11 protein-coding genes are annotated in these 12190 nt (G+C 70.0%); 7 read left to right on the top strand and 4 right to left on the bottom strand.

The features are described from left to right. Positions 1-6 precede the first annotated feature (6 nt). The 3 genes from VGT80_RS16460 (at position 7) to VGT80_RS16450 (ending at position 2325) form a co-directional block, all read left to right on the top strand. The gene (locus VGT80_RS16460; protein WP_327457717.1) at positions 7-828 is read left to right on the top strand and encodes a crotonase/enoyl-CoA hydratase family protein; all 822 of its coding nucleotides are present in this window, start codon (positions 7-9) and stop codon (positions 826-828) included. 116 nt (positions 829-944) lie between these two features. Further along, positions 945-1961 carry a hypothetical protein gene (locus VGT80_RS16455; RefSeq protein WP_327457715.1) on the top strand — a complete coding sequence of 339 codons (1017 nt, stop codon included), beginning with the start codon at positions 945-947 and terminating at the stop codon, positions 1959-1961. 52 nt (positions 1962-2013) lie between these two features. Further along, positions 2014-2325: a hypothetical protein gene (locus VGT80_RS16450; protein WP_327457713.1), complete on the top strand. Its 312-nt coding sequence runs from the start codon at positions 2014-2016 to the stop codon at positions 2323-2325. 37 nt (positions 2326-2362) lie between these two features. On the opposite strand, the gene VGT80_RS16445 is transcribed toward VGT80_RS16450, so the two are convergent. After that, a complete protein-coding gene (locus tag VGT80_RS16445; RefSeq protein WP_327457711.1) occupies positions 2363-3109 on the bottom strand; it encodes an SDR family oxidoreductase in 747 nt (248 codons plus the stop codon). 113 nt (positions 3110-3222) lie between these two features. On the opposite strand from VGT80_RS16445, the gene VGT80_RS16440 reads away from it, so the two are divergent. Continuing rightward, positions 3223-5226: a TonB-dependent receptor gene (locus VGT80_RS16440; protein ID WP_327457709.1), complete on the top strand. Its 2004-nt coding sequence runs from the start codon at positions 3223-3225 to the stop codon at positions 5224-5226. A 9-nt stretch (positions 5227-5235) separates the two neighbouring features. Here the strand turns inward: VGT80_RS16440 and VGT80_RS16435 are convergent, their stop codons facing one another. The 3 genes from VGT80_RS16435 to VGT80_RS16425 form a co-directional block, all read right to left on the bottom strand. Next, the gene (locus VGT80_RS16435; RefSeq protein ID WP_327457708.1) at positions 5236-6045 is read right to left on the bottom strand and encodes an arylamine N-acetyltransferase family protein; all 810 of its coding nucleotides are present in this window, start codon (positions 6043-6045) and stop codon (positions 5236-5238) included. A gap of 1 nt (position 6046) precedes the next feature. After that, on the bottom strand, positions 6047-7258 hold the full coding sequence (locus VGT80_RS16430) for an LLM class flavin-dependent oxidoreductase (RefSeq protein WP_327457706.1): 1212 nt from the start codon (positions 7256-7258) through the stop codon (positions 6047-6049). A 71-nt stretch (positions 7259-7329) separates the two neighbouring features. Further along, entirely contained in the window at positions 7330-8445 is a 1116-nt protein-coding gene (locus VGT80_RS16425) for a DNA topoisomerase IB (RefSeq protein WP_327457704.1), read from the bottom strand. Positions 8446-8499: 54 nt separating this feature from the next. Between VGT80_RS16425 and rlmJ the strand changes: the two genes are divergently transcribed. From rlmJ to VGT80_RS16410, 3 genes are read left to right on the top strand one after another with little or no spacing between them, the layout of a single operon-like run. Beyond that, a complete protein-coding gene (rlmJ, locus tag VGT80_RS16420) occupies positions 8500-9312 on the top strand; it encodes a 23S rRNA (adenine(2030)-N(6))-methyltransferase RlmJ (RefSeq protein ID WP_327457702.1) in 813 nt (270 codons plus the stop codon). A 24-nt stretch (positions 9313-9336) separates the two neighbouring features. Beyond that, positions 9337-9897 (top strand): sugar transferase, encoded by a 561-nt coding sequence (locus VGT80_RS16415; protein ID WP_327457700.1) that lies wholly within the window; start codon positions 9337-9339, stop codon positions 9895-9897. A 60-nt stretch (positions 9898-9957) separates the two neighbouring features. Continuing rightward, entirely contained in the window at positions 9958-12072 is a 2115-nt protein-coding gene (locus VGT80_RS16410) for an AsmA family protein (RefSeq protein WP_327457698.1), read from the top strand. The last annotated feature ends 118 nt before the right edge of the window (positions 12073-12190 follow it).

The raw sequence follows: 12190 nt of genomic DNA, 5'->3' as shown, positions 1-12190 counted from the left end.
CAAGCCATGAACGATCGCGTCACAGTGGACCTGAAGGACGGCGTCGCCGACGTCCGCCTGGTGCGGGCGGACAAGATGAACGCCCTCGACAACGCCATGTTCGAGGCCCTCGTCGAGACCGGCGAACGGCTGAAGACCGAGAAGGGCGTCCGCGCCGTGGTGCTGTCGGGCGAGGGCCGCGCCTTCTGCGCCGGCCTCGACATGGGCAATTTCCAGCAGATGGCCTCGGGCGAACGCCGCGGCGGCGAGCGCTCGGTCGCCGAGCTCACCCGCGGCCGCACCGAAGCCGGGGCGAACCGGGCGCAGCAGTGCTGCTACGTCTGGCGCGAGGTGCCCGTGCCGGTGATCGCCGCGGTGCACGGCGTGGCCTTCGGGGGCGGCTTCCAGCTGGCGCTGGGCGCCGACCTGCGCTTCGTGACGCCCGACGTGCGGCTGGCGGTGCTGGAGATCAAATGGGGTCTGGTGCCGGACATGGCGGGCATCGTCCTGATGCGCGGCCTGATCCGCGATGACGTGGCCCGCGAACTCACCTGGACCGGGCGCATCTTCAACGGCGAGGAGGCGGTGGCCATGGGGCTCGCCACCCGCGTCTGCGCCGATCCCCGCGCCGAGGCCCTGGCGCTGGCCCGCGAGATCGCGGCCAAGAACCCCAACGGCATCCGGGCCGGCAAGCGCCTGCTCAACCTCGCCCAGTCCGATGCTTCCATCGACAAGATCTTCCTGGAGGAGACCCGCGAGCAGGTGGCGCTGATCGGCTCCCCGAACCAGGTCGAGGCGGTGACGGCCAATATGCAGAAGCGCGAGCCGAGCTTCGCCGAGGCCGGCTGACCGGAGTGTCTGTTCATCGGGGCCGGGGCGGGTTTACTGTCGCCCGAGGTCTCGACGCGCCCGCACGCAACGAAGGCGGGTGAACCTGGGAGGACGATGAGATGAGGGCAGGCGCCATGTCTGCGGCCGCCATGCTGGCCGCACTGCTCGCGAACCCGGCCTGGTGCCAGCCCGATCGCCCCGCTTCGCCGCCCAAGGATCTGGCGCGCAATTTCGAGGGGGTGTGGACGAACGCCACCGTCACCCAGCTCGAGCGGCCCCCGGCCTTCAAGCAGCTCGTGGTGCCGAAGGCGCAGGCGGACGAGGTCCAGCGGCAGACGATCGCCCGGAAGGAGTCGGCGAACGCCCCTTCGGACCTCAGCCAGGGCACGTTCAAGGATGGCAACGCCACGGCCGGCTACAACGGCTTCTGGATCGATTCAGGCGACGGGCTGATGCGGGTCCGCGGAGAGGCGCGCTCGTCGTTCATCACCAGCCCCGCGGACGGCAAGATGCCGTTCCGCGATCGCGCCAAGAGCCTCGCCCTGATGATGCGCGACGGCGTCGAGTACCGGTCCGGGAAGGGGGCCTACGCGGGGCCGGAGGACCTTCCCCTGCGCGAGCGGTGCCTGATCGCCCAGAGCGACGCGGGCGGGCCGGTGATGCTCAACGCCATCTACAACAACAACTACAGCTTCTTCGTCACACCGGGCTATTTCGTGATCCAGCTGGAGATGAACCACGACGTTCGGATCGCGCCGATCTTTGCCTCCGCCAAGGAAGCCCGCGCTGCCCACAAGCCGCCGGTGATCCGGCCCTGGCTGGGCGACACGGTCGCCTGGTGGGAAGGCGACACCATGGTGATCGAGACCAAGAACGTGCACCCGATCCAGGAAGGGCGAACCATGACGCCGGTCTCCGCCGAGGGCACGGTGACAGAGCGGTTCACGCGCATCGCCAAGGACGAGCTGCTCTACCAGTTCACCGTCGACGATCCGGTGCACTACACCCAGCCCTGGTCGGGGGAATATTCGTTCAAGCCCGGCAAGGGGATGATCTACGAATACGCCTGCCACGAGGGGAACTACGCGATGGCCGGCATCCTGCGCGGCGCTCGGCTCCAGGAAGAAGCGGCCGCCAAGGGCGGGAACTGACGGGCGTCTCTGAAGAGCCTCCTGAGCGCGGGGTCTGAGAGGAGGATTCCAAGTGCCTGTCGCCCGCCCGCCGGCTCCACCTCAGGAGCCTGCACCACTCAAAGCAGCCGAGGCGGATTACATTCGACAGTGTGTTCGGAAGTACTACGGCGATGACGCCGTGATCAGGAATTACGGGCCGGACCCGCGGCGTCTGGAGTTGCACGTCGAGACAGACATGGAGCCGGGCATGGAACGGCACGAGTGTCTTGGGCTGCTGATGTGCGAAATCAATCGAGACTACATCGGCCTTGAGGTGACGAAGCGCGGCCATCGGATCAGGGGCAACGCCAAGATCGCCTACCGCCAAGGGCAGATTCTCTAGGTCTTCCAGCCGGTAAAGCGCGTCTGCGGACGCCTCGCTAACCCCGCCCGATGAAGGGCATCTTGGTGGCCATCACCGTCAGGAACTGCACGTTCGCCGCCAGCGGCAGGCCGGCCATGTAGAGGACGGCGTCGGCCACCGCCTGGACGTCCATGACCGGCTCCGGGGCGATCGCGCCGTCGGCCTGCATGACGCCCTTGCTCATGGCCCGCGTCATCTCGGTGCCGGCGTTGCCGATGTCGATCTGGCCGCAGGCGATGTCATAGGCGCGGCCATCGAGCGAGGTGGACCGCGTGAGGCCGGTGATCGCGTGCTTGGTGGCGGTGTAGGCGACCGAGCGCGGCCGCGGGACGTGAGCGGAGATCGAGCCGTTGTTGACGATCCGCCCGCCGCGCGGGTCCTGGTCCTTCATGATCCGAAAGGCCGCCTGGGTGCACAGGAAGGCGCCGGTCAGGTTGATGTCGACGACGCGCTTCCAGTGATCGAGCGAGAGTTCCTCCAGGGGCACCGGCGGCGCGCCGGTCCCGGCATTGTTGAACAACAGGTCGAGGCGGCCGAAGCGGTCGCGCACCGTCGCGAACAGGGCGTCGACCGAGGCCTTGTCGCCGATGTCGGCGATCACTGGCAGCGCGCGGCCGGGCGTCTCCGCCATCCCGGCGGTTTCTTCCAGCAGCTCGCCGCGGCGGCCGGCGAGGCCCACGGACCAGCCGGTGTTCAGGAGGGCGAGCGCTGTCGCGCGACCGATGCCGCTGCCGGCGCCTGTGACGATCGCAACCTTGACCATGCCGTCCGCCATCCCACCTAGGTAACGGTGAACCGCGCCGGCGACCAGCATTCGACGGTGCAACACGCCGGCGACCTGGACCGGCTAGAAGCGCGGCCACGAAGGGGGAATTCATGGCGATCGATATTGCGCCGCCGGCCAATCAGGTCGAGGTCGTGGTGGTCTATCCGCCGAGGCTCGCCCCGCTGGGCGGCGAGGCCGCCTTCAGCGCGGTGCAGATCGGGCCCGCGGCGCTCAAGACGACGCCGCGGCTCGACGACGCCCTGGAGACCGTGCCCGGCGTCTCCCTCTTCCGCCGCACCAGCAGCGCGGGGGCCAACCCCACGACCCAGGGCCTTTCCCTGCGCGCCATCGGCCCTTCGGGCGCCGGACGGGCGCTGGTCACGCTGGAAGGCGCGCCGCAGAACGATCCGTTCGGCGGCTGGGTGATCTGGACGGCGCTGCCGCCGGAGGGACTGGACGGGGCCAGCGTGGTGCGGGGCGCCGGCGCCGGTCCCTATGGCGCGGGCGCCCTGACGGGCGTCGTGGCGCTGCAGGAGCGCGGCGCCACCGATGGACTCTCCGCGCTCGACGTCTCGGCCGGCAGTCTCGCCAGCTACCGGATCGCCGCGGCGGCCGGCGCGCCCGGCTTGCTGGTGGTGGGCCAGGCGCAGTCGAGCGCCGGTTACACGCCGGTGCGCGGCCCCAGGCGCGGCGCCGCCGACGAGCCGCTCACCCTCGATGCGGAATCGCTGTCCTTCCGCGTGCAGCACGACTTCGACGGCGTCGAGGTGGCCGCCCGCCTGGGCGCCTACGGCGAACGGCGCGGGGCGGGCCTCGCCGGCGCCCGCTCGATCGCCTCCGGCGGCTCGGGCGCGCTGACCGTCGGCCGGACGCCGGAGAAGGGTTCCGGCGGCTGGCGCGTGCAGCTGTGGGTGCAGGACAGCGACCTGCAGAACAGCTCCGTGGCGGTGGCGGCGGACCGGCAGACCACCACCCCGGCCAACGACGAATATTCCACGCCGGCCCAGGGCTATGGCGCCAACGCGGCGCTGCAGGGCCGCCTCGGCGCGATCAGCTGGGAAGCCGGGCTCGACGCGCGCCTCTATCGCGGCACGGAGTCCGAGCGCTTCCGCTTCCTGAGCGGCGCCTTCACCCGCGGCCGCCAGGCCGGCGGCGAGAGCGGCGTCGCCGGGGCCTATCTCGACGCCGCCTATGACCAGGGCCCGTGGATCGTCACCGGCGGGGTGCGCATCGATGAATGGATGGAGCGCGACGCCAAGCGGCGGGAATGGGACCTCGCGACCGGCCGCGACACCCTCGACCAGGCCTCGCCCAACAGCTCGGGCTCGACGCCCACCGGTCGCATCGGCGTCCGCTACAGCCTGACGCCCTCCGTCTATCTTCGCGGCGCGGCCTATGCGGGCTTCCGGCCCCCGACGCTCAACGAGCTCTACCGGCCGTTCCGGGTGGGCAACGACGTGACCGAGGCCAATCCGGACCTCAAGCCGGAAACCCTGCAAGGCGTCGAGGCAGGCCTCGGGGGCGACCGGTTCGTCCACTGGTCGGCGACGGCGTTCTACAACTGGCTGAAGGACCCGGTGACCAATGTCACCATCGGGGTCGGGCCTGGGACCTTCCCCGTGGCCGGCCTGATCCCGGCGGGCGGCACGCTGCGCCAGCGGCAGAACGCCGGCGAGATCGACGCCTATGGCTTCGAGGGCGAGGTGTCGGGCGAGGTCTCCCCGGCGCTCGGCTGGCGGGCCGCGGTGGCGGCCACGCACGCCCGGGTGAACGGCGGCGCCTCGGCGCCGCAGCTCACCGGCCTGCGCCCAGCCCAGACGCCGGAGCTGACGGTGACGGCCGGCCTCGACTGGCGCCCCGTCGAGCGGCTGAATCTCACCGCCGCCCTGCGCTACGAGGGCGACCGCTTCGAGGACGACATCAACACCCGCAAACTGCGCGCCGGGACCCAGGTGGACGCGCGGGCGGCCTGGCAGGTGGCGCGCGATGCCGAGCTCTACGCGGCGGTCGACAACCTCACCAACGCGGACCTCGATGTCGGACAGACGGCCGACGGGGTGGTCAGCTTCTCCGCGCCCCGGACCTATCGGATCGGCTTCACCTACCGGCGCTGAGGGCCGGCGTCAGACCGGCGCGGCGAACAGCTCGTCGTGCCGCGCCGCGATGCGCGGCCAGAGGTCCGCGGCCTCCGGGAGGTCCAGATCGAATTCGCGGGCCAGGATGTCGACGAATTCATCGGCGGAACCGACCAGATGATCCTCGAAGCCCTCGGGCCGCACGCGCTTCAGGGTCCGGCCGCGCAGAACCAGGATCTCCCCCGGACGGTGGCGTTGCGCCGTGGCGTTGAGCACGAAGGGACTCTGCGGCGAGGTCTGCAGCCATTCGCATTGGCGGGCGAGCAGGGCCGGATCGGCGGGCGCGAGCTGGAAGTCGAAATTGGGCGCGCCGCCAAGCTGGTGGTTGTGGAAGCGCCACCAGCCGTCGTCCAGTTGTTCCATGCGGTACTCGAAACCGGCGGTCCGCACGGGCCCCTCCTGCAGCGGGAAGGGCTCGAACACCCCGTCGCCGAACCCGACGTCTGCGATCCAGGGGCGGTCCAGGTCGACCTGCAGGACCAGGTGATTGCCGACCATCTGGTCGCCCATGGCGCTGCGCACGACCCCGCCCGCCAGGCGCGTGACCTGGAAGCCGATGGTCTCCAAGGCGAGGCCGAACAGGCCGTTCATCTCGTAGCACCACCCGCCGCGCCGACGACGCACGATCTTCTCGAACGCGGCCTCGGGTTCGATGGTCACCGGGCGGCGCAGCTGGACGTCGAGGTTCTCGTAGGGGATCGCCAGCAGGTGGGCGCGGTGCAGGGCCGCCAGGGTCTGGGCGTCGACGCGCGCCTCGCCCTCGAACCCGATGCGTTCGAAATAGGCGGCGAGGTCCACGTCAATCCGCCTTGACCGGCGCCTGGCCGGTGATCAGGGCGACGATCTCCGGCCGGATGTTTTCCGTGCCCTTTTCCTGGATGTGCTGGACGATGCGGGCGCCGACGGCGGCGCGCACCTGGGTGGTGAACTCCTCCTTGTTCGACTTCACCCAGGCGATGGAGGCGTCGCGGTTGAGATTCAGGGCCTGGAATTTCGGGAAGACGTAACGGGCGACCAGCTCGTAGGAGCGCTTCTTCGCCGCCCAGGGCGCCCAGTTGTGGTCCATGAACAGGAAGGCCCCGAAGCCGCCGCTCTCCTCCACCAGCTGCTGGATGCGGGCCGCGGCGTCGTCGGGGGTGCCGATCACCGCCATGCCGGTGTCGATCATCGCCTTCACCGGATCGTCGCCCTCGGGGACCAGCGGCAGGTTGGCGATCTCGCGGAAATAATAGATCCACTTCTCCAGGCCGAAGCGGACATCCTCAATGGCCTGTTCGCGCGTCTCGGCGATGTGCATGGGTCCCACCAGGCGCCAGGCGTTGCGGTCCATCGTCTGGCCGTGCTCGGCCGCCTGTTCGGTGGCGATCGCCCAGTTGGAGGCCAGCGCATTGAAGCCGGCGGTGGTGGTCGCGCCCAGCGACAGCAGGCCAAGCCCGTGCTGGCCGGCCGCCCGCGCGCCGGTCGGCGAGACCTGGCTGGCCACCGCCATCTCGACCGACGGCCGCGAATAGGGCGTCATCTGCAGGCGGGCGTTGCGCAGCTCGAACCAGTCGGAGAGGTGGGTGACCTCTTCGCCGCGCAGCAGCTTCACCAGGACGCCGAGCGCCTCATCCATGCGGTCACGCTGCTTCTGCACCGGGATGCCCATCATCCAGGCGTCGGAGACCAGCGCGCCCGGGCCGACGCCGAACATCACCCGTCCACGGGTCATGTGGTCGAGCTGGTTGATGCGGTCGGCCAGGATCAGCGGCTGGTGGTAGGGCAGGGAGGAGACGCCGGTGCCCAGCCGGATGTGCCGGGTGCGCTCGGCCGCCGCGGCGATGAACACCTCGGGGCTGGCGATCAGCTCGTAGGCGGCTGAGTGGTGTTCGCCGATCCAGGCCTCGTCGTAGTCCAGCTCGTCCAGCCATTGCACGAGCTCGAGGTCGCGCTGGATCGCCAGCGTCGGGTTCTCGTCGACCGGATGGAAGGGCGCGATGAAGGCGCCGAAGCGCAGACGCTGAGGCAGCACGGCAGTTCTCCCTGCGTGCGGGGCTCGCCCGCGCGGACCCAGGCACTCTAGGGGACCGACGCCGCGGAAGGCTAGCCGTGGGCGGCGTGCGCCTCAGGGGCGACGCGATCGGACCGCGAGCGCGCCACCTGCCGCATCTCCGTCTGCGCCTGGTCGCGGGCCTCCTCCAGGAAGCGCAGCACGGCGAGTTCGAAGGCCCGGCCCTCGGAGGCGCCCTTGAAGGGAAAGGCGCCGTCGGAATAGGCCTGCAGGACCACTGGGTGGATATAGGATCCCCGGCACACCGCGGCGGTGTTGCCCAGCAAGCCCGCGACCGCCTTCACGCAGGTATTGATGTTCCGCTTGGCTTCGGTGGCGCTGCCGCATTCGGGCGCGATGGCGAGTGCGCGCGCGGCGTTGACGGTGCCGGCCCAGGTGCGGAAGTCTTTGGCCGAGAAATCCTCGCCCATCGTTTCGCGCAGGTAGGCGTTCACGTCGGCGGACTCGACAGCCCGCTGCTCGCCGTCGTCGTCGAGGTATTGGAACAGCCGCTGGCCGGGCAGGTCCTGGCAGGCCTTGACGATGCGGGCCAGGCGCCGGTCTCGGAAGCCGGTCTCGTGCATCTTGCCGCTCTTGCCACGGAACTCGAACACCGCTCGCGCTCCCCTGATCTTCGCATGCTGGTCGCGCAGGGTGGTCAGGCCGAAGCTTTTGTTCTGCTTGGCGTATTCCTCGTTGCCGACGCGGATCAGGGTGATCTCCATCAGCCTGACGACGGCGGCCAACACCTTGTCGCGATGGAGGCCGCGCTGGGTGAGGTCTTCCTCCACACGGGCCCGCAGCCGGGGCAGGGCGCGGCCGAAGGCGATCAGCCGATCGTACTTGTTCTCGTCGCGGACCTGGCGCCAGCGGTCGTGGTAGCGGTACTGCTTGCGGCCCTTCTGGTCGCGGCCGGTCGCCTGGATGTGGCCGCGCGGGTCGGGACAGATCCAGACGTCGGTCCAGGCCGGCGGGATGGCGAGATGGCGGATGCGCTCAAGGGTCGCCTCGTCGATCTGGCCGCCGTCGGGCTTGCGATAGCTGAAGCCGGTCCCGGACTTCCGCCGCACGATGCCGGCATCGTGGTCGGAGACGTAGCGAAGGCCGGCGGCCTTCACCTCGTCCGGGGTCAGCTGGGGCGGTGTGTGGTCGGGAAGGACGCGCGCCATGGCCCGCCGCCAACGTGCTATGCGGGGGCCGGTTCCTATGTCGAGTGAGCGCCCGTGAACTACCGCCACGCCTTCCACGCCGGCAATTTCGCCGACTTGGTGAAGCACGCCGCCCTGTTGCAGCTGCTGACCCGGTTGAAGGTCGCAGCCAAGCTGACGGTGATCGACACACACGCCGGTCGCGGCCTCTACGACCTGGCAGGCGCGGAGGCCCGCAAGTCGGGTGAGGCGGCCGCGGGCATCGTGCGCCTCATGGCCGCGGCCGAGGCTCCGCTGGCGTTCGCCCCGCTCACCGAGGCCGTGCGTCGCCTGAACGGTGGCGGGAGCGTCAGGCGCTACCCAGGCTCGCCCTGGTTGATTGCTGAGGCGATACGGCCGAACGACAGCTACGTCGCCTGCGAGCTGCGGCCCGAGGAACACGGGGCGCTTGCCCAGGCGCTGAAGGGCCGCGCAAACGTCCGCACGCTCTGCGCGGACGGCTATGACGTGGCTGCGCGGGAAACGCCGGGCGGCCGCGTCCTGGTGCTGATCGACCCGCCCTTCGAGCGCGCCGACGACTATGCGCGGATCGTCGAGACGGCCCAGGCCGTGCGCCGGCGCACGGCCGGCGCCGTGTTGATGATCTGGCTGCCGCTCAAGGACCTGGCCACCTTCGACGGCTTCCTGGCTGACGTCGAGGATGCCGTGGCCGCCCCGCTGGTCGCGGAATGCCGGATCCGCCCGCTGACCGACCCCATGAAGATGAACGGTTGCGCGCTGGTGCTGCTGGGCGCGCCGGCCGGTCTGGTCGCGCCCCTGGAGGCGATCTGCCGCTGGACGGCCGAGACCCTGGGCGAGCGCGGCGAGGCGCGTGTCTACCAAGCCTGAACGGCGCGGGCTAAGACTTGCGCCGTGAAGCGGGCGGTGGACATCCTGGGGAGCCTTGCGGGCCTGGTCCTGCTTTCGCCGGCGCTGCTGGCGATCGGGCTTGCAGTGCGGCTGGAGAGCCCGGGTCCAGCCTTGCATTGGTCCCGGCGGGTCGGCCGCTACAACCGTATCTTCCCGATGCCCAAGTTTCGCACCATGCGGACCGGGGCGCCGGACGTGGCCACCCACCTCCTCGGCGATCCCGACCAATGGATCACCCCGCTCGGCCGTTTCCTGCGGCGCACGAGCCTGGACGAGATCCCGCAGCTCTGGAGCGTGCTGAAGGGCGACATGAGCCTGGTCGGCCCGCGTCCGGCGCTGTTCAACCAGGACGACCTGGTGGCGCTGCGCACGGCGGCCGGCGTCGAGGCGCTGCGGCCTGGTCTCACCGGCTGGGCGCAGATCAATGGGCGTGACGAACTGCCGATCCCGGATAAGGTGAAGCTCGACGCCGAGTACCTCGAGCGGATGTCGCTGGCCTTCGATTTCCAGATCATGGCCGGCACGGCCTGGGCCGCCGTCAGCGGACGCGGCGTAAGCCACTAACATTCATTGGGGAACTCGACCGGACCGCCCGCGCGTTGAAGGGCGACTGCGGAGTTTTCCTTGTCCAGCGATACCGTCGACAAACAGAATCCCGGCGCGCGCGGCTGGCTTGCCCAGCGGTGGGCGGCCTTCCATGGCTGGCAGGCGCGCCAACACATTCAGGCCGAGCACCGGCCGGGCTCCGGCCGCCGGGCGGCGCTGGTGACCGGGGCGGTGTTCCTCGCCTTGGCGCTGCTCGTCGCCTTCATCGTCTCGATCTGGGACTGGAATTGGTTCCGCGCGCCCATGGCCCGCTTCGCCTCGGCCCGAATGCACCGCGAAGTGACGATTTCCGGTAACCTCAACGTCCACCTGTGGTCCTGGAACCCGACGGCGACGGTGGACGGCGTGCACGTGGCCAACCCCGCTTGGGCCGGGCCCTCGCCCATGGCCGACGTGGGGCGGATCGCGGTGCGCATCCGGCTCATCCCGCTCCTGACCGGCCAGCTCGATCTGCGCCGGCTCGAGTTCGACAATCCCCGCGTGAACCTGCTGCGCGACGCGCAGGGGCGGACGACCTGGGACTTCTCCAACGGCCAGAAGACGAGCCCGCCGCTGCGCCTGCCGCCGATCCGCAATTTCATCATCAACAACGGCCAGCTGCAGGTGCGCGACGAGATCCGCAAGCTGACCTTCAACGGCACGATCGACGCCCATGAGCAGCTGGGCGCTCAGACCCGCGGCTTCGAGATGACAGGCCAGGGCGCGTTGAACGCCCAGCCGTTCCACCTGGAGGTGACCGGCGGGCCGCTGCTCAATATCGACCGCAACAAGCCCTACCCCTTCAACGCCGACATTCGCGCCGGCCAGACCTATGTCACCGCCAAGGGCGCGGTGCCGAAGCCCTTCGACTTCGGCCATTTCTACATGGATACGACGGCGCGCGGACCCGATCTCGCCGACCTCTATGGCCTGACCGGCGTGCCGCTGCCCAACACGCCGCCGTATAGCCTGCACGCCAGGCTGGCGCGCAACGACCACATCTACCGGCTCGACGGGATCGGCGGCCGCGTCGGGTCCTCGGACCTGGCCGGCGAGATCGAGGTGGACGCCAGCCGTCCGCGCACCATGCTGCAGGCCGACCTGCGGACCCAGAACCTCAATTTCCCCGACCTCGGCGCCCTGTTCGGCGGAGCGCCCAAGGCCGGCCCCGTGGCGTCGGCCTCTCAGAAGGTTGTCGCCCAGCACCTGGCCGCCGAGAACCGCATCTTCCCGGACACCACGCTGAACACGCGCAAGATCCGCAGCATCGACGCCGACGTCACCTACAAGGCCGTGTCGATCCGCAACGCCCCGATCAACCTGACGTCGGGCTCCACGCGCGTGAAGCTCAACGACGGCCTGCTGCGCGCCGAGCCGCTCGCCCTGGGCCTGCCGCAAGGCAAGATCTCCGGTTACGTTCAGCTCGATGCGCGCAAGCCGACGCCGGCCACCGACATCGACCTGCGCCTGTCCAACGCGCGACTGGAGAGCCTCTTCCCGTTCAAGTTCCAGGGTGGCTCGCCGTTCGCCGGCGCGGTGGTCGGGCGCGCCCAGCTGAAGGGCTCCGGCGACAGCGTGCACAAGGCTTTCGCCAACGCCGACGGTCAGGTGATGGTGGTCTCGCCGGGCGGCGAGATCCGCCAGTCCATCGCCGAGCTGATGGGCGTCGATGTGATCAAGGGCCTCGGCCTGCTGAACTCCAACAGCAAGCAGACCACCCCCATCCGCTGCGCGGTGGCCAATTTCCAGGCCAGGAAGGGCGTGCTGACCGCGACCCACCTGGTGTTCGACACCGAGCCGGTGCTGGTCAGCGGTACGGGGCAGATCAACCTCGACACCGAGCGCCTGGCGTTCCGCGCCCAGGGCCATCCGAAGAAGTTCCAGCTCGTCCGCCTGCTCGTTCCGGTGGACGTCGAGGGCCCGATTCGCAGCCCCTCGCTGCGCGTCGAGAAGGGCCAGGCCTTCGCCCAGGGCGGGATTGCGGTGGCGCTCGCCACGGCGCTGTCGCCTTTGGCGATTCTCCTGCCCTTCGTCGATCCGGGCCTGGCCAAGGACGCCAACTGCGCCTCGATGCTGGCCGATGACGCACACAAGGGCGCGCCGGTGAAGTCCGCACCCGTGAAGTCCGCCCCGCTGCGCACCGCGTCGCGCTGAGCGCCGTTGAGGGCCGTCCGCTCCTCCCGGCGCAGTCGCGCGGATCTGCGGCGCCTAACACTGATCACCGGCCGGCAGCACTTCGCCGAAGACCCGAAGCTCGCCTATGCGCCGGCCT

Origin of the sequence: Phenylobacterium sp. (assembly GCF_035944335.1) — a bacterium.
Lineage (GTDB): Bacteria > Pseudomonadota > Alphaproteobacteria > Caulobacterales > Caulobacteraceae > Phenylobacterium.
This window is presented reverse-complemented; position numbering and strand designations above follow the sequence as displayed.